We start from the raw sequence: 16,218 nt of genomic DNA, 5'->3' as shown, positions 1-16,218 counted from the left end.
AGCCGGGCCGCCACCAAGGCGCCCGCCCCGCTCAGCGCCCGGCCGCCCCGTCGAACTTGATCCGCTCAGTGAACGCCCGCCACGCGCCCCGATCGAACCCGAGCCGAGGCCCGTCCGGATCCTTGCTGTCGCGAACGAACACGCGGTCGGAGCTGCGGGCGGTCTCGACGCACTCTCCTGTGGAGCCGCTACGCCGCGCCTTCCGCCATTGGAGAGTCAGAGGTTCCGATCCATCCATATGTCACTCATCGCTCCTGTGATCATTCCGATCGAGGCCTCAGGCGAGAGGGCTTCAGCCTTGAGCTGATCGTAGTTGAGCGAGACCCACTCGAACTCATCGGTTCGTTCGATCATGCGGCCACTGTCCCGGCAGAGCGCGTAGCCGACTGGCGGCTCGTCCGAGAACTCGAAGATTGTGAACGCGCCGTCGATTCCGGCATGCTCCCCGACCGCGAACGGAAGCACCTGGATACGGATGTTGGGGCGTCGAGCCAGCCCGCGCAACTGTTGAAGCTGGGCACGCGTGACTTCGACACTCCGGACAGGCTGTTTCACAGCTGCCTCGTGCAATATGACCGAGACCATGGGTGGATCTTGGCGATCAAGGATCCGCTGCCGCTTCATCCTCTCGGCCAGCCGCGCCTCCACGACCGGCGAAGGATCCATGGGGCGCCCCGCAACCAGAAGCGCGCGGGCGTACTCCTCGGTCTGAAACAGGCCAGGAACCAGGTGCGTTGACCACATGCTGATCCGCTTCGCCTTGGTCTCCAGATCGACATAGTGCTCGAACCAACGGGGTTGTGAGCGGACGAGTTCGGCGAGGTGGGTGAGGACTTCGGGGAGGCCGTAGACGAGGTCGGCCTTCTCGGGGAACCCGTCGGGCGGGTTGCGGCGGGCGGTCTCCACGCTGGCGACCGTGGACAGCGACCAGCCGAGCTCGGCGGCCAGACGTTCCTGCGTCCAGCCGAGGCGCTCGCGCAGGCGGCGGACCTCGGCGCCGAAGAACGCGGCGAGGGAGGCGTAGGGGTCGAGCTCGCGTGCTGTCGGCATTGCACAACTCCGGTGTACGGGTCGTTGGCCACCACAGCGTAATCGAGCGGTGACACGCTGATCGGGAATCGGTAGAACCCGTGGTCGACTCGTGTGGAGGGACTCAGGCATGTCCAGCGTGCTCCCGGCTCCGCTCAAGAAGGTGTGGCTCGTCAACCGGCCGGAGGCGGCGCCGCAGGCGCGGCACGAACTCCTGCTCACCGCTCGTGCGCTCGGGCTGGACGCGGAGATCGTGGATCGGCTGGAGCTGTGCACGAGTGAGATCGTCACGAACGTCGTCCAGCACGCGGGCGGCGCCACGCTGACGCTGTGCCTCACCCGTACAGCGGAGCGGCTGCGCGTCGAGGTGCGCGACTCCTGTGCGCGGATGCCGGTGGCGCCGGGATCCGCGCAGGAGTGGGACGAGGGCGGGCGCGGGTTGTTCATCGTCGCTCATCAGGCCGATGACCACGGCGCGTATCACGCGGACGGCGGCAAGGTCGTCTGGTTCGAGGTCGTCACCTGGCCCAAGGCCGACCCCGGCACATGCGTTTGATTTCACTGGGCCATGAGTTCGAGTGAAAACCGTTCGCACACTTTGCGATGTCGCTACTTTCGGTACATGACTGGTCACGAAGAGATCATCTCCGCCGCGGTTCCGGTACCCGCCGGGTACTTCGACCTGCTCGACGACATCAAGCGCGAGATCGCAGCCGCTCGTGCCCGGACCGCGCTCGCGGTCAACACCGAGATGATCGCGCTCTACTGGCACATCGGCCGCCACATCCTCCATCGCCAGGCCGGTGAGGGATGGGGCGCGAAGGTCATCGACCGTCTCTCGGTCGACCTTCGGACCGCGAACCCCCAGGTCAAGGGCCTCTCGCGGGCCAACCTGCACTACATGCGCGCGTTCGCTCTGGCTTGGCCGGACTTTGTCCAACAGCCTGTTGGGCAAATTCCCTGGGGCCACATCACCGTGCTGATCGACCGTGTCAAGGACCAGCAGGTCAGGGACTTCTACGTGCGCCGGATCGTGGCGGAAGGGTGGTCGCGGGGCTTCCTCGTCGATCGGATCAGATCGCGGCTGCACGAGCGGGTCGGCGCCTCGGCGGCCACGTTCGAGAGAACGGTCCCCCCGGAGGAACGAGACGACGTCCGGGAGCTGGCTCGCGATCCATGGGTGCTCGACTTCCTCGACAACAGCGTGCCGAACACCGAACGGGAGCTGGAGTCGCGGATCCTGGCCAACATCGCCCGCTTCCTCCAGGAGATGGGTGCGGGTTACGCGTTCATGGGCTGCCAGTACTGCCTGCTGGTGGACGGCGAGGAGTACTTCGTCGACATGCTCTTCTACAACGTCAGGATCCGGCGGTTCGTCGTCATCGAGTTGAAGATCGGGAAGTTCAAGCCCGAGTACGTGGGCAAGCTGAACTTCTATCTCAGCGTCGTCGACGCCCGGCTGCGGCATCCCGAGTACGACGGGGAGACGATCGGGATCCTGCTGGTCGCCGAGCGAAGCGAGGTCACGGTCGAGTTCTCGCTCAACCGTGTGGGTTCCCCGATGTCGGTAGGGACCTTCGCCACGGAGACGTTGCCGGTGGACGTGCGGGCCACGTTGCCGAGTCAGGAGGCGCTGGCCGGGGCCATGGCCCCGGTGCTCACCGAGCAAGCCGGACCGGAGGGGGAGTCCTTCTGAAAATCGGTGGACGGTGGGCGGGAGCGCGCGGATCATGCTCGTGATGGGGAAGATGGATGCGGTCGCGGCTCGGGTGGCGGGGGGCGCCACGGTGCGGTTCCGGCCCACGGGGTCGTCGATGGTTCCGCTGATCCATAGTCGTGACGTCGTCGACGTCGCGCCGGTGGACGCGGCGAAGGTCGAGGTCGGCGACATCGTGCTCGCCAAGGTCGCCGGGACGGTCTACCTGCATCTGGTCTCGGCCGTCGACGCCGCCCGGGGGCGGGTGCAGATCAGCAACAACCGGGGACGCGTGAACGGCTGGACGAGCCGCGACCGGGTCTACGGGATCTGCGTCGCCGTGGACGACACGCCACGGCCCCGCGTTGAGGGCAAGCTGACCGGAGAGCGGCCGGGGGACGTCGCGCCCTAGCGGGGCAGGGCGTAGCGGCCGTCGTCCAGGGGGTCGACCAGGCCGTCGGCGATGAGGGTGTCGAGGGCGCGTTCGCGTTGGGGTGCGTCCGACCAGACGATGTCCAGGGCGGGCTTCTCCACCGGGCCGTCGGACTGGCGGAGGACGGCGAGGAGGCGGCCGCGGCACTGCCGGTCGGTGCCCGCGTACGTCTGACCGCGCCGGGGCGGGCCGTCGTAGGCGGGGCGGCCGTTCAGCTGCCAGGCACATTTCTCGAGCACAGGGCAGTCGACGCAGCGCGGCGAACGGGCCGTGCAGACCAGGGCGCCCAGCTCCATGACGGCGACCGACCACGTCGCGGCGGTGGGCGGGTCCAGCGGGAGGAGCGCCTCGGCCTGGACGACCTCGGCCCTGGTCTGCGACTTCGGCGGATACTCCACGCCCGACAGGAGACGCGCGAGCACGCGGCGCACGTTGGTGTCGAGCACGGCGTGCCGCTGCCGGAACGCGAAGCTGGCGACGGCCGCGGCCGTGTAGGAGCCGATGCCGGGGAGGGCGAGGAGCTCCTCGTGGGACGAGGGCACCTCGCCGCCGTGGCGTTCGACGATGGCCTGGGCGCTGCCGTGCAGGCGCAGCGCGCGGCGCGGGTAGCCCAGGCGGCCCCACGCGCGGACCGCCTCGCCGGAGGGTTCGGCGGCCAGGTCGGCGGGGGCGGGCCAGCGGGTCGTCCACTCGTGCCACACGGGCAGGACGCGGACGACCGGCGTCTGCTGAAGCATGATCTCGCTCACCAGGACGCCCCAGGGGGTCGCGCCGGGGGCGCGCCAGGGCAGATCCCGGGCGTTCGCCCCGTACCAGGCGAGGATCGGGTCGGTGTAGGCGGTGTCCATCGGGAGTGAACCTATCGGGCCCGGCGGGTCGCCACGCCAACGAAGATCAAAGAATGCATACTTCCCGTATGGGTACGGATACCGAGCGTGATCCTGAGGGCTTGGGCCTGGACCAGTACTGGCGGCGGCGCGTCATCGCACTCGGCGGGGTGCTCGGCACCGTCGGCCTGGTGGCCTGGGCGTGCACCGCCGGTGGAGGCGAGCAGAAGCAGCCGCTGAAGAACGCGGCGGCGGTGGGGTCGGCGAGCCCGTCGGCGTCGCCGAGCGCGGCGGTCCCCAGCCTGCCGGCCGCGACCCCCACGGTCACCGTGACGGCCAAGGTCACCACCACCCCGACGGCCCCCAAGAAGGACGGCGACGCCTGCGAGGAGGGCGACGTCGTCGTCAACATGACGATGACCCGCGACACCTACGCCAAGGGCGACATGCCGCAGGTCCAGCTGACCGTCGTCAACACGGGCGGGCGCGCCTGCACGTTCGACGTCGGGTCCAGGTCGCTGGACGTGCGGGTGACGTCGGGGTCCGACCGCGTCTGGTCGTCGGCCGCCTGCGATCAGGGCAGCGGCTCGTCGATCCAGATGTTGCGCCGCGGCATCCCGTACGTGGGCACCGTCACGTGGGACCGGAAACGGTCCACCGGCAAGTGCGAGGGCCGGCGCGTCGGCGCGCTCCCCGGGACCTACGTGGCCTCGATCAAGGCGGCTGACAAGATCAAGGTCAAGCGGCAGGTCTTCCGCCTCCGCTGAGCCCGCCGCCCCCGCTGAGCCCGCCGCCCCGCCTGGGGCGTTCCAGGAACGCGGGGGCGCCCGGCGTACCGGTCAGACGTAGCGTTCCAGGATCGACGACTCGGCCAGCCGGGAGAGGCCCTCGCGGACGCTGCGGGCCCGGGACTCGCCGACGCCGCCGACGGCCTGGAGGTCGTCGATGCTGGCGGCCAGGAGCTTCTGCAGGCCGCCGAAGTGCTCGACGAGGCGCTCGACGACCAGGCCGGGGAGGCGCGGGACCTTGGCCAGCAGCCGGTAGCCCTTGGGGCTGACCGGCAGGTCGAGGGCGTCCGAGCCGGCGAAGCCCATCACCTCGGCGACCGTGGACAGGTCCAGGAGCTCGTTGGCCGACAGCAGGTCGAGGGCGGACAGCACGTCGGTGACGCTGCGGACCGGGGCGTCGGAGGGCGACGGGTAGTCGCGGACGATCAGCTCGCGGTCGACGTCGACGCCGGACACCAGCTCGTCCAGCTGCAGGGAGAGCAGCCGGCCGTCGGTGCCCAGCTCGACCACGTAGCCCTCGATCTCGTCGGCGATGCGGCGGACCATCTCCAGGCGCTGGACGACGGCCGACACGTCGCGGACGGTGACGAGGTCCTCGATCTCCAGGGCGGAGAGCGTGCCGGAGACCTCGTCGAGCCGGAGCTTGTAACGCTCGAGGGTCGCCAGGGCCTGGTTGGCCTTGGACAGGATCGCCGCCGAGTCCTCCATGACGTAGCGGATGCCGTCGAGGTAGAGCGCGATGATGTTCATCGACTGGCTCACCGAGATCACCGGCTGGCGGGTCTGCCGGGCCACCCGCTCGGCCGTCCGGTGGCGGGTGCCGGACTCCTCGGTGGGCAGGCTGGAGTCGGGCACGAGGTGGACGGCGGCCCGCACGATGCGGTTGCGGGTGTTGTCGATCACGATCGCGCCGTCCATCTTGGCCAGCTCGCGCAGGCGGGTGGCGGAGAACTCGACGTCGAGCTCGAAGCCGCCGGTGCACAGGGACTCGACCAGCCGGTCGTATCCGAGCACGATCAGGCCGCCGGTGTGCCCCCGCAGAATGCGCTCCAGGCCGTCGCGGATCGACGTGCCCGGGGCCACCGCGGCGAGCGTGGCACGGCGTCGTTCGTCATGACCCTTGTCGTAAGTTGGCACCTGGCCCCCGGAGGTCGCTGGACGGCGTCAGTTTACCGAGGAGCTCCGAGCGCCGGTTCCTCCCCTGGTAGCAAGCGTGATGCCTGCGAAGTAATACTCTGGCGGGACCCCTGTTAATGACGCCGTAAAGGCCCGTGTCCCGGGGCCTGTGGTGTCTCAGGGAGCGGTGAAGGCCACCCGGAGCGCCTGCTGGAGGTCGTCGACCTCCATCACCTTCATACCCTCATGGCTCGTGAGCTGGGGATCCGCCTTTTTCAGCGGGGATCCGTCGCCCAGGGAGAGCGCGCCGCGCGGGACGATCGCGTGCTTGAAACCGAGCCTCGCCGCCTCCGCGAGACGGCGCTGAACGCCGGGGACGATGCGCACCTCGCCCGCCAGGCCGACCTCGCCCAGGGCGATCAGGGAGGGGGACAGGGCCTGCTCGGCGGTGGAGCCCGCCACGGCCAGCGCGAGGGCCAGGTCGACCGAGGTCTCGGTCAACCGGACGCCGCCGACCGTGGAGACGTAGACGTCCTGCTCGTGCATGGAGATCTTGCAGCGCTGGGCCAGCACGGCCAGCACCATCGCGACGCGCGGGGTGTCGAGGCCGGAGGTGGCGCGGCGGGGGGAGGGCAGCTGGGACTTGGCGACCAGGGCCTGGACCTCGGCCACGAGGGGGCGGCGGCCTTCGAGCGTGACGGTGACGCAGGTGCCGGGCACCGGCTCCTCGCGGCGGGTCAGGAAGAGGCCGCTGGGGTCGGGCAGGCCGACGATGCCCAGCTCGGACAGGTCGAAGCAGCCCAGCTCGTCGGTCGGGCCGTAGCGGTTCTTCACGGCGCGGATCATGCGGAGCCGGCTGTGCCGGTCGCCCTCGAAGTAGAGCACCACGTCGACCAGGTGCTCCAGGAGGCGCGGGCCGGCGATCGCGCCGTCCTTGGTGACGTGGCCGACCAGGATGACGGTGATCCCGCGCTCCTTGGCGACCCGGATCAGGTTGGCGGTGACCTCGCGGATCTGGGTGACGCCGCCGGGCGCGCCGTCGACCTCGGACGTGCCGATGGTCTGGATCGAGTCGACCACCATCATCTTGGGCTCGACCGCGTCGACGTGCCCGAGGACGGCCGACAGCTCGGTCTCGGCGGCCAGGTAGAGGTGGTCGGTGATGGCGCCCACCCGGTCGGCGCGCAGGCGCACCTGCTCGGCCGACTCCTCGCCCGTCACGTACAGCACGTGGGAGGCGGCGGTGGCGCCGTTGCCTCCCGAACGTTGGCCGGGGACCGGCGGCGCCTGCGAGGCCAGCGCGGCGACCTCGAGCAGCAGGGTCGACTTGCCGATGCCCGGCTCGCCCGCCAGCAGCACCACCGCGCCGGGCACGACGCCGCCGCCCAGCACCCGGTCGAGCTCGTCGAGGCCGGTGGGCTTGGCCTGCGCCGACCGCACGTCGACCTCGCCGATCGGCCTGGCCGGGGAACTGACGGCCCCGGCCGCCACCACCCGCGTGGGGGTCGCCGAGCCCGCGTCGGTGACCGTGCCCCACTGCTGGCACTCACCGCAGCGGCCGACCCACTTGCTGGTCTGCCAGCCGCACTCCGAGCACCGGTACGAGGCCTTAGCCGTCTTCGCCTTCGCCATGACGAGCAACAGTAGGGCTCACCAGTGACAGAACGCGGTCGGCGCGCACGTTCGCCGAGCGGGCGGCCGGGCGCGGCCGAGCGGGCGGCCGGGCGCGGCCGAGCGGGCGGCCGGGCGCGCGGGCGGTCGAGGGCGGCCGTCAGGCGGCGGCGGAGGTCTTCCGGGCGCGTTCGATCAGGTCGCCGAGGTGGTCGGAGACGACGCTGGGGCGTTCGAGCATGGCCATGTGGCCGGCCGTGGGGATGACCTCCAGGCGGGCGGACTCCACGCAGGCGGCGATCTTGAGGCTGTGCCCGACCGGGGTCAGCATGTCGTTCTCGGCGCCGAGGACCAGGGTGTCGACCTTGCCGAGCTCGGCGCACTCGCTGATCACCTCGTACGAGATCATCGAGTGGAAGAAGTCGATGAGCGCGTCCATCCGGGTGTCGGCCAGCATCTCCTCGGTGAACGCGACCGTCGCCGGGCTCGCGCCGGGGCCGAAGACGAACTGGTCGAGGAACAGCAGCGTGCCCTCCTTGCCCAGGTGCCTGACCTTCTCGATGAGGCCCGAGCCCGCCCCGGCGGCGCGCAGCGCGCGGGGCATGACGCGCTGGGTCGACCGGGCCAGGAGGGCCGGGAGGCCGAGCGTGACCTCGCCCAGGCCGCCGGACGAGGTGTTCAGCAGGCCGACGGCCTGGACCTTGCGGCCCATCGCCTCCGGGTAGGCGTCGGCGTACCGCTGGATGGTCATGCCGCCCATGGAGTGGCCGATCAGGACGACCGGGGTCTCGGCGGGCACGGTCTGCTCGATGACGGCCGCCAGGTCGTGGCCGAGCTGGTCCAGGTCGTTGCCGACGCGGTCGCCGCCGTCGGACCGGCCGTGGCCGCGCTGGTCCCAGAAGACGAGCCGGCCGAGGCCGCGCAGGGCGCGGCGCTGGAAGTGCCAGGAGTCCTGGGTGAGGGTCCAGCCGTGCGAGAAGACGATCGCCAGGTCGGTGCGGTCGTCCCCGTCGATCTCGGCGTACAGGCGGGTGCCGTCCTCGGCGCGGACCGGCACCGGGCGCCCCCGCAGTGAGCCGAACGGCTCACCGGCGTGCGCGTCGGGGCGCACCTGCATGCGGCGTACGGCGCGGCGCTGGCCGGCCAGGCCGATTCCGGCAACGCCGGCGGTGAGCGCGGCGGCACCGAGGATGTTGCGGCTCGTCCGGATGGCACGGCCCATGGTCCCGACCTCCTGGGGGCACGATCGTCGGTTCGGGCGCCATTGTTGTACGACGATTCAGTAGGGGGCCATACCTCGGGACCGAATGTGACCGACTAGTCAGTAACTTGCGGGGGAGTGCCCACCCTCAGGCGTACCGCCACCACAGGTTGACCGCGTAGTCGACCTCGAGGCCCTCGTGCTCGCGCAGGAACTCGGCCGCCAGCTCCTCGGGGAACTCGATGCGCAACACCGCCGCCAGGTCGTCGCGGCTCTCGAACGACCACCGGATCATCAAGGGCTCGCGGCCATAGCCGCGCCGTGTCCAGAACCGTTCGACCGCCGCCGGGTCGTACGACGGGAGCCCGCGCCGGAACCAGCCGCCGAACGTCGACCGGGTCGCGTCGTTGTCGATGACGAAGACCGCGCCGCCGCGCCGCACCACCCGGTCGAGCTCGGCCAGCCCCGGCTCGCAGCCGGGGCCGAAGAAGTACGCCCAGCGAACGTGGACCACGTCGACCGAGGCGGCCGGAAGTGGCAGCGCCTGCGCCGCGCCCACACGCACCGTCACGTTCGGCACGTCCGCCACCCGCCGCCGCGCCGCCGCCGCGAGACCCGCGTGCGGCTCGACACCGATCACCCGGGCCGCGTCGCGCGCGAAGAGCGGCAGGTGGAAACCGGTGCCGCAGCCGAGGTCGAGCACGGTGGCGCCGTCCCACGGCCTGATGGCGCGCATCGCCGACTCGAGCGCGCCGTCCGGGTCGACGGCGCGGTTCTCGATCTCGTAGACCCGCGGGGAGTTCCAGATGTTGGGGCTGGGCACGGCGCCGGACGCGATCTCGACCACGAGAACAGAGCGTAGCCAGCGCCGCGCCGCGGGCCGCCGCGCGGGCCCGCGGCGCAAGGAGGATCACTCGGGGCCGACGGTTTCGCCACGGCTTCCAACGCATAGGCTTTCGGTGAAGACTGCCGAGCGACCATCTGGCGAGGAAGCCTTGACCCCGCAGCACAACGGCGCCGTTCCACCGGGCATTCGCGTGCCGGACGCGCCGATCACGCTGTCCACCGCGTCGGTCTACCCGGAGAAGGTGCCGAGCGCCTTCGAGATCGCGGCGTTGCTGGGGTACGACGGCATCGAGGTCATGGTCTCCACCGACGCCTCCTCGCAGGACCTCAACGTGCTGCGCCGGCTGTCGGACTACCACCAGGTGCCCATCAAGTCGATCCACGCGCCGTGCCTGCTCCTCACCCAGCGGGTGTGGGGCCGCGAGCCGTGGGGCAAGCTCGTGCGGTCCAAGGAGGTCGCCGAGGAGCTCGGCGCCGACGTGGTCGTGGTCCACCCGCCGTTCCGCTGGCAGCGCGAGTACGCTCGCGACTTCGTCGAGGGCCTCGCCCGCATGCAGGAGGAGACCGACGTCCTCTTCGCGGTCGAGAACATGTTCCCCCTCAAGGCGCGCGGCGCCGAGGCGGGCCTGTACCTCCCCGACTGGAGCCCCGTCGACCAGGACTACCCGTTCGTGACGCTGGACCTGTCCCACACGGCCGTCTCCGGCTCGGACGCGATCGCGATGGCCGAGCTGCTCGGCGACCGGCTGCGCCACCTGCACCTCGCCGACGGCGTCGGCGTCACCAACAAGGACGAGCACCTGGTGCCGGGCCGCGGCGGCCAGCCGTGCGGGCCGATGCTGGAGAAGCTGGCCGACGAGGGCTTCCGCGGCCACGTCGTGCTGGAGGTCAACACCCGGCGCGCCGCCACCCGTGCCGAACGTATGGAGGACCTCGCCGAGGCGCTCGCGTTCGCCCGGCTCCACCTCGCCGCCGCCGACCGCACCTGGGAGGTCACCTCGGGCGGGGAGGTCAGCCGCCGGGGCGCGCGGTGACCGAGGCCACGCGGCGGCCGCCGGGGCGCAGGCCCGGGCCGACCGAGACCCGCGAGGCCATCCTCGGCTCGGCCCGCGAGCTGTTCGCCGACAAGGGCTACGACGGCGCCTCGCTGCGCGCCATCGCCCGCGCCGCCGGGGTCGACCCGGCCCTGGTGCACCACTTCTTCGGCAACAAGGAGGGCGTGTTCATCGCGGCGATGCGGTTCCCGGTCGACCCGGCCGAGCTGTTGCCGCGCATCCTCGCGGCGCCGCACGACACGCTGGGCGAGTCGATGGTCAGGGTGTTCCTCACCGTCTGGGAGGACCCGGAGCGCCGCGCGCCCATCCTGGCGATGTTGCGTTCGGCGATGACCAACGAACGTGCCGCCGCGATGATGCGCGAGTTCGTGACCAGCGCGCTCTTCGCACGCGCGGCGGGCCTGAACGACATCCCGCTGATCAGGGTCCAGGCCGCCGCCGGCCAGATGATCGGCGTGATGATCCTGCGCTACGTGCTGGAGGTCGAGCCGCTCGCCTCGGCCACGCACGACGAGCTGGTCGCGATGCTCGCGCCCACCCTCCAGGGCTACCTGGGCTGACGCCCGCGCCCCGTTCCGCGCCCCGTTCCCGCCCCGTTCCCGCCCCGTTCCGCGGTCAACGCGTTCCGTCCCGCGTTCCAGCCGTTCCGGCGCCGTCGAGCCGTCACGGGCGTTGACGCGCGCCTGCCGCGGGGATAAATTCAACACATGATGAGTTCTGGTCCGGCAGCGGTGAGCGTGCACGACCTGACGGTGGTACGAGGCGGCCGTGAGGTGGTGCACGGGATCACGTTCGACGTCCCGCCCGGCTCGGTCGTGGGGCTCCTCGGCCCGAGCGGCTGCGGCAAGACGACGCTGATGCGCGCCGTCGTCGGCGTGCAGATCGTCAGGAGCGGCACGGTGACCGTGCTCGGCGAACCCGCCGGGAGCGCGGGGCTGCGCCGCCGGGTCGGCTACGCCACCCAGAGCCCGGCCGTGTACGACGACCTGAGCGTGCACGAGAACCTGCGCTACTTCGCCGCCGTCCTGGGGGCGCCCAAGGGCGACGCCGACCGGGTCATCGACGAGGTGGGCCTCACCGCGCACCGTGACCAGGTCGTCGCGACGTTGTCCGGCGGCCAGCACAACCGCGCCAACCTGGCCGTGGCGCTGCTGGGCGAGCCGGAGCTGCTGGTGCTGGACGAGCCGACCGTGGGCCTCGACCCGGTGCTGCGCGAGGAGTTGTGGCGGCTGTTCCGCGGGCTCGCCGAACGCGGCACCACGCTCCTGGTCTCCAGCCACGTCATGGACGAGGCGGGGCGCACCGACCGGCTGCTGCTGATGCGCGAGGGCGAGATCCTCGCCGACGACACCCCGGACGGGCTGCGCGCCCGCACCGGCGTCCAGGACCTGGAGAAGGCCTTCCTCCAGCTGATCACCGAACGGGAAGGGGCGCGGGCATGAACCTCACGATCACGCTGGCGACGACGCGGCGCATCCTGACCCAGCTGAAGCACGACCACCGCACGATCGGGCTGATCGTCGGCGTGCCGACGCTGCTGATGATCCTGCTGCGGTACGTGTTCGACGAGCCCCTCCTCTTCGACCGGGTCGGCCCGCTGCTGCTCGGCATCTTCCCGTTCGTGATCATGTTCGTGGTGACCTCGGTGGCCACCCTCCGCGAGCGCACGAGCGGCACGCTGGAACGCCTGATGACCATGCCGACCGGCAAGCTCGACCTGCTCCTCGGCTACGCGCTGGCGTTCAGCCTCATCGCCCTGGTCCAGGTCGGCGTCGTGCTGGCCATCTCGCTCACCTGGCTCGGCCTCGACCTGAGGGGCTCCCTCTGGGCCCTGGTCCTGGCGGCGCTGCTCTGCTCGGTGCTCGGCGTGGCGCTCGGCCTGTTCTCCAGCGCGTTCGCCCGGACCGAGTTCCAGGCGGTCCAGCTCATGCCGGCGTTCGTGCTGCCGCAGCTGCTGCTGTGCGGCCTCTTCATCCCGCGCGACCAGATGGTCGGCTGGCTGGAGGCGATCTCGAACGTCCTGCCGCTGTCCTACACGGTGGACGCGATGAAGCAGGTGACCGCGAACGTCGAGGTCACCAGCGACCTCGTCCGGGACCTGGGGGTCATCGCCGGGTTCGCGGTGCTGGCCCTGGTGCTCGGCGCCGCCACCCTCCGCCGCCGCACCCCGTGACGACGGAACCTTCTGACCTTGGCTAAAACAACTCCAAGTGGCTGATAACCTCCGGCGCCATGAGCCCCCACGACCCCGCTGGTCCCCAGGCGTCGCAACCCTCCAGGAGCGGGGCCGGTGATCCCTACGCGCCGGCCGGCCGCTACGAGCCGGGCGGCCCCGGCCAGGACGCGCCGGGCAGGGCCGACACGGGGTCGGGCGTCGGGCTGGAGACCGGGCCGCCCCGGCCGGGCTCCGACCCCGGGGCCGGGCAGGGCGGCGGGTTCGGCGGACCCGGCGGGCCGGGCGGTGGTTCCGGTGGTTCCGGCGGAGCCGGTGGCCCGGGTGGTCCCGGCGGGCCGGACGACGAGCCCGGCGGGTCCGCGTCGGCGTCCGCCGCGGACGCGTTCTGGGGTGACGAGCCGCGCAAGCGCAAGAAGCGCTGGCCGCGCGTGCTGGCCGCCGTGCTCGTCTTCGTGCTGCTGGTCGTGGCGGGCATCGGCGGGCTGATCTGGCAGCGGCAGTCGTCCTACAACGGCAACATCGACCGGATCCCCGGCGTGATGCCGTCCGGCAAGAACCGCCCCGGCGCCAACGTCACCGGCACGGAGAACTGGCTCCTGGTCGGCTCCGACACCCGCGCGGAGATGGGCACGACCGGCTCCGGCGGCGGGGTCTGGAAGCCGGGGCAGCAGCGCTCCGACACGATCATGCTCCTGCACCTGCCGGCCGACCGGAGCAAGGCCTACATCGTGTCCTTCCCCCGTGACTCGTGGGTGGCCATCCCCGGCTACGGCAACCAGAAGATCAACGCCGCGTTCTCCTACGGCGGCCCGCCGCTGCTGATCGAGACGGTCGAGAAGCTCACCGGCGCCCGGGTCGACCACTTCGGCGCCATCGACTTCGAGGGCTTCAAGGCGATGACCGACGCGCTCGGCGGCGTCGAGGTCGACATCAAGCAGAGCGTGTACGACCCGGCGCGCAAGGTCAGCTGGCAGGCGGGCCGGCAGAAGCTGGACGGCGAGAAGGCGCTGCTGTTCGTGCGCCAGCGCTACAACCTGCCCAACGGCGACTTCGACCGGATCAAGCGGCAGCAGGCGTTCCTCGGCGCGCTGGCCAAGACGGCCGCCGACGGCGGGACCATCTCCAACCCGTTCAAGCTGGACCGCTTCCTGTCGGCGTTCACCAAGTCGATCAGCGTGGACGACGGGGTGAACGCGGCCAAGCTGCGGTCGCTGGCCCTCAGCCTGCGCAACATCCGGCCGTCCGACGTCGCGTTCATCACCGCGCCCAACAAGGGCAGCGCGCAGCGCGCCAAACAGAGCGTGGTGCTCCTCGACCCGGTCAAGGCGTCAGCGTTGTTCAAGGCCGTCAAGACCGCGGAGATGGCCGGCTACGTCAGCAAGTACGGCGGAGTGAACCGCGTCGGCACCGTTTCTTGATCCTTTCAGCCCCCGGACCTGCGTGATCGTCCATCTTCTCCCGGGCATTAACCTGGAGAAGGCAGTCCGAGCGCAGCTCGTCCGTTGACAGGGCGGTTGGGCGGGGGGCTGTGGGAAGGCAGCCAGAGTCGTCTGCCGGAGAAGGGGATCGAAGTGCTTCGTCAGGGCCTGCTGGTCGCGTCGCGCAGTGGCGGCGTGCGCAAACTTGTGGAGACCGCGCCTTTCACGCGCGACGTCGTGCACCGGTTCGTGGCGGGCGAGACCGTCGACGACGCCCTGCGCGCCACCGAGGAGCTGACCGGTGAGGGTCTGCTCGTCACCCTGGACGTGCTCGGGGAGGACACGCTCGACGCCGGGCAGGCCGAGCAGACCGTCAAGGGCTACGTCGAGCTGCTCGACCGGCTGGCCGCCGCCGGGCTCGGCACCCGCGCCGAGGCCTCGGTCAAGCTCACCGCCCTCGGCCAGGCGTTCGACGAGGACCTCGCCCTGGAGAACGCCCGCCGCATCTGCACGGCCGCGCGCCAGGCGAGCACCACGGTCACGCTCGACATGGAGGACCACACCACGGTCGACTCCACGTTGCGGATCCTCCAGGAGCTGCGCCGCGACTTCCCCGACACCGGGGCGGTCATCCAGGCCTACCTGCGGCGTGCCGAGGAGTACTGCGCCGAGCTGGCGTTCGAGGGTTCCCGCGTACGGCTGTGCAAGGGCGCCTACGCGGCGCCGGAGGACGTGGCCTTCGGCGACAAGAACGAGGTCGACAAGTCCTACGTGCGCTGCATGAAGGTGCTGATGGCAGGCAAGGGCTACCCGATGCTGGCCACCCACGACCCGCGCCTCATCGACATCGCCGGTGCGCTCGCCGTCCTCAACGAGCGGGACGCCGACACCTTCGAATACCAGATGCTCTACGGCATCCGCCCGCAGGAGCAGCGCCGCCTGGCGGCCGCCGGCGCGCAGATGCGGGTCTACGTCGCCTACGGGAGCGAGTGGTACGGCTACTTCATGCGCCGCCTGGCCGAGCGCCCCGCCAACCTCGGGTTCTTCATGCGTTCGCTGGTCAGCAAGTCGTAGCCGCGCGCGCCGATAGGCTGGGGACCCCGCACGTCCCCTGACTTAGGTGTACAAAATGATCGCGATTCTGGGTGCCGGCAAGATGGGCGAGGCCCTGCTGTCCGGGGTCCTCCGGGCCGGGCGCCGTCCGGCCGAGCTGATGGCCACCGCCCGGCGCGAGGAGCGCGGCGCGCTGCTGCGCGAGCGGTACGGCATCGAGATCGTGACGAACGTCGAGGCGGCCACCACCGCCGACGTGCTCATCCTGGCGGTCAAGCCGCAGGACATGGGCGTCCTGCTGGACGAGGTCGGCCGGCACGTCCCGGCGGGCCGGCTGGTGATCTCCATGGCGGCCGGCATCACCACCGGGTTCGTCGAGGACCGCCTGCCCGCGGACGTCCCCGTCGTCCGGGTCATGTCCAACACCCCGGTGCACGTGGACGAGGCGATGAGCGTCATCTCGGCCGGGTCGCACGCGGGCGAGGAGCACCTCAAGCTGGCCGAGGAGCTGCTGAGCCCGGTCGGCAAGGTGCTGCGCATCCCCGAGTCGCTCCAGGACGGCGCCACCGCGCTCTCCGGCAGCGGCCCGGCGTACTTCTACTACCTCGTCGAGGCGATGGTGGACGCGGGCATCCTGCTCGGCATGCCGCGGGCCGCCGCGCTGGAGATGGTGATCCAGTCGGCCGTCGGCGCCGCGGTCATGCTGCGCGACTCGGGCGAGCACCCGGTGCTGTTGCGCGAGGCCGTGACGTCGCCGGGCGGCACGACGATCGCGGCGATCCGCGAGCTGGAGAAGCACGGCGTGCGCGCGGCGGTCCTGGAGGCCATCGAGGCCGCCCGCGACCGCGGCCGGGAGCTCGCGGGCGGATGACCGGCGGATGGCGGGCGGATTGCCCTACGTCCGTTTCTTGGCGAAAAGACCGGCGACAACTTGCCCTTATCGGTTGATCCTTCAAGGGGTCTGTGGCC

General features: G+C 71.1%; 18 protein-coding genes. 11 read left to right on the top strand and 7 right to left on the bottom strand.

Features of this window, described 5'->3' with window-relative positions; translation table 11 throughout:
* Window positions 1-31: 31 nt before the first annotated feature.
* Together ABZ810_RS05115 and ABZ810_RS05110 are read right to left on the bottom strand one after the other, a co-directional pair.
* On the bottom strand, window positions 32-238 hold the full coding sequence (locus ABZ810_RS05115) for a DUF397 domain-containing protein (protein ID WP_358399392.1): 207 nt from the start codon (window positions 236-238) through the stop codon (window positions 32-34).
* The gene (locus ABZ810_RS05110; protein WP_358399390.1) at window positions 217-1,050 is read right to left on the bottom strand and encodes a helix-turn-helix transcriptional regulator; all 834 of its coding nucleotides are present in this window, start codon (window positions 1,048-1,050) and stop codon (window positions 217-219) included. Before ABZ810_RS05110 ends, ABZ810_RS05115 begins: the two co-directional genes overlap by 22 nt.
* Before the next feature lie 109 nt (window positions 1,051-1,159).
* Between ABZ810_RS05110 and ABZ810_RS05105 the strand changes: the two genes are divergently transcribed.
* The 3 genes from ABZ810_RS05105 (at window position 1,160) to ABZ810_RS05095 (ending at window position 3,137) form a co-directional block, all read left to right on the top strand.
* Window positions 1,160-1,585 (top strand): ATP-binding protein, encoded by a 426-nt coding sequence (locus tag ABZ810_RS05105; protein ID WP_358399388.1) that lies wholly within the window; start codon window positions 1,160-1,162, stop codon window positions 1,583-1,585.
* A 66-nt stretch (window positions 1,586-1,651) separates the two neighbouring features.
* A complete protein-coding gene (locus ABZ810_RS05100; RefSeq protein ID WP_358399386.1) occupies window positions 1,652-2,725 on the top strand; it encodes a PDDEXK nuclease domain-containing protein in 1,074 nt (357 codons plus the stop codon).
* A gap of 43 nt (window positions 2,726-2,768) precedes the next feature.
* A complete protein-coding gene (locus ABZ810_RS05095; RefSeq protein ID WP_358399385.1) occupies window positions 2,769-3,137 on the top strand; it encodes a hypothetical protein in 369 nt (122 codons plus the stop codon).
* Here the strand turns inward: ABZ810_RS05095 and ABZ810_RS05090 are convergent.
* Window positions 3,134-4,006: an A/G-specific adenine glycosylase gene (locus tag ABZ810_RS05090; RefSeq protein WP_358399383.1), complete on the bottom strand. Its 873-nt coding sequence runs from the start codon at window positions 4,004-4,006 to the stop codon at window positions 3,134-3,136. The genes ABZ810_RS05095 and ABZ810_RS05090 overlap by 4 nt on opposite strands.
* 68 nt (window positions 4,007-4,074) lie before the next feature.
* Between ABZ810_RS05090 and ABZ810_RS05085 the strand changes: the two genes are divergently transcribed.
* Entirely contained in the window at window positions 4,075-4,752 is a 678-nt protein-coding gene (locus ABZ810_RS05085) for a hypothetical protein (RefSeq protein WP_358399381.1), read from the top strand.
* 72 nt (window positions 4,753-4,824) lie between these two features.
* Here ABZ810_RS05085 and disA read toward each other — a convergent pair whose 3' ends face one another.
* The 4 genes from disA to ABZ810_RS05065 form a co-directional block, all read right to left on the bottom strand.
* Complete coding sequence (disA, locus tag ABZ810_RS05080; RefSeq protein ID WP_358399379.1) at window positions 4,825-5,910, bottom strand: DNA integrity scanning diadenylate cyclase DisA; 1,086 nt, start codon at window positions 5,908-5,910, stop codon at window positions 4,825-4,827.
* Between the two features lie 156 nt (window positions 5,911-6,066).
* A complete protein-coding gene (gene radA, locus ABZ810_RS05075; RefSeq protein ID WP_358399376.1) occupies window positions 6,067-7,521 on the bottom strand; it encodes a DNA repair protein RadA in 1,455 nt (484 codons plus the stop codon).
* Window positions 7,522-7,660: 139 nt separating this feature from the next.
* The gene (locus tag ABZ810_RS05070; RefSeq protein ID WP_358399374.1) at window positions 7,661-8,722 is read right to left on the bottom strand and encodes an alpha/beta hydrolase; all 1,062 of its coding nucleotides are present in this window, start codon (window positions 8,720-8,722) and stop codon (window positions 7,661-7,663) included.
* A 127-nt stretch (window positions 8,723-8,849) separates the two neighbouring features.
* The gene (locus ABZ810_RS05065; protein WP_358399371.1) at window positions 8,850-9,548 is read right to left on the bottom strand and encodes a class I SAM-dependent methyltransferase; all 699 of its coding nucleotides are present in this window, start codon (window positions 9,546-9,548) and stop codon (window positions 8,850-8,852) included.
* A 148-nt stretch (window positions 9,549-9,696) separates the two neighbouring features.
* On the opposite strand from ABZ810_RS05065, the gene ABZ810_RS05060 reads away from it, so the two are divergent.
* From ABZ810_RS05060 to proC, 7 genes are all read left to right on the top strand, one after another.
* On the top strand, window positions 9,697-10,581 hold the full coding sequence (locus tag ABZ810_RS05060; protein WP_358399369.1) for a sugar phosphate isomerase/epimerase: 885 nt from the start codon (window positions 9,697-9,699) through the stop codon (window positions 10,579-10,581).
* Window positions 10,578-11,162, top strand: coding sequence for a TetR family transcriptional regulator (locus ABZ810_RS05055; RefSeq protein ID WP_358399367.1), 585 nt, complete (start codon window positions 10,578-10,580; stop codon window positions 11,160-11,162). Before ABZ810_RS05060 ends, ABZ810_RS05055 begins: the two co-directional genes overlap by 4 nt.
* A 147-nt stretch (window positions 11,163-11,309) precedes the next feature.
* A complete protein-coding gene (locus ABZ810_RS05050) occupies window positions 11,310-12,044 on the top strand; it encodes an ABC transporter ATP-binding protein (protein WP_358399365.1) in 735 nt (244 codons plus the stop codon).
* Window positions 12,041-12,775 (top strand): ABC transporter permease, encoded by a 735-nt coding sequence (locus tag ABZ810_RS05045; RefSeq protein WP_358399364.1) that lies wholly within the window; start codon window positions 12,041-12,043, stop codon window positions 12,773-12,775. Before ABZ810_RS05050 ends, ABZ810_RS05045 begins: the two co-directional genes overlap by 4 nt.
* Window positions 12,776-12,834: 59 nt before the next feature.
* Complete coding sequence (locus ABZ810_RS05040; protein ID WP_358399362.1) at window positions 12,835-14,196, top strand: LCP family protein; 1,362 nt, start codon at window positions 12,835-12,837, stop codon at window positions 14,194-14,196.
* Between the two features lie 153 nt (window positions 14,197-14,349).
* On the top strand, window positions 14,350-15,270 hold the full coding sequence (locus ABZ810_RS05035) for a proline dehydrogenase family protein (RefSeq protein WP_358399360.1): 921 nt from the start codon (window positions 14,350-14,352) through the stop codon (window positions 15,268-15,270).
* Between the two features lie 55 nt (window positions 15,271-15,325).
* Complete coding sequence (proC, locus tag ABZ810_RS05030; RefSeq protein WP_358399358.1) at window positions 15,326-16,120, top strand: pyrroline-5-carboxylate reductase; 795 nt, start codon at window positions 15,326-15,328, stop codon at window positions 16,118-16,120.
* Window positions 16,121-16,218: the final 98 nt, after the last annotated feature.

The organism is Spirillospora sp. NPDC047279 (assembly GCF_040643285.1).
Taxonomy (GTDB): Bacteria; Actinomycetota; Actinomycetes; order Streptosporangiales; family Streptosporangiaceae; genus Spirillospora.
Note: the sequence above shows the minus strand (reverse complement) of the source record. Positions and strands in the feature narration are given on the sequence as shown.

Coding starts and splice junctions, on each gene's coding strand:
- ABZ810_RS05115 (WP_358399392.1), bottom strand. CDS start 238: ATGGATGGATCGGAACCTCTGACTCTCCAATGGCGGAAGGCGCGGCGT.
- ABZ810_RS05110 (WP_358399390.1), bottom strand. CDS start 1,050: ATGCCGACAGCACGCGAGCTCGACCCCTACGCCTCCCTCGCCGCGTTC.
- ABZ810_RS05105 (WP_358399388.1), top strand. CDS start 1,160: ATGTCCAGCGTGCTCCCGGCTCCGCTCAAGAAGGTGTGGCTCGTCAAC.
- ABZ810_RS05100 (WP_358399386.1), top strand. CDS start 1,652: ATGACTGGTCACGAAGAGATCATCTCCGCCGCGGTTCCGGTACCCGCC.
- ABZ810_RS05095 (WP_358399385.1), top strand. CDS start 2,769: ATGGGGAAGATGGATGCGGTCGCGGCTCGGGTGGCGGGGGGCGCCACG.
- ABZ810_RS05090 (WP_358399383.1), bottom strand. CDS start 4,006: ATGGACACCGCCTACACCGACCCGATCCTCGCCTGGTACGGGGCGAAC.
- ABZ810_RS05085 (WP_358399381.1), top strand. CDS start 4,075: ATGGGTACGGATACCGAGCGTGATCCTGAGGGCTTGGGCCTGGACCAG.
- radA (WP_358399376.1), bottom strand. CDS start 7,521: ATGGCGAAGGCGAAGACGGCTAAGGCCTCGTACCGGTGCTCGGAGTGC.
- ABZ810_RS05070 (WP_358399374.1), bottom strand. CDS start 8,722: ATGGGCCGTGCCATCCGGACGAGCCGCAACATCCTCGGTGCCGCCGCG.
- ABZ810_RS05050 (WP_358399365.1), top strand. CDS start 11,310: ATGATGAGTTCTGGTCCGGCAGCGGTGAGCGTGCACGACCTGACGGTG.
- ABZ810_RS05045 (WP_358399364.1), top strand. CDS start 12,041: ATGAACCTCACGATCACGCTGGCGACGACGCGGCGCATCCTGACCCAG.
- ABZ810_RS05040 (WP_358399362.1), top strand. CDS start 12,835: ATGAGCCCCCACGACCCCGCTGGTCCCCAGGCGTCGCAACCCTCCAGG.
- proC (WP_358399358.1), top strand. CDS start 15,326: ATGATCGCGATTCTGGGTGCCGGCAAGATGGGCGAGGCCCTGCTGTCC.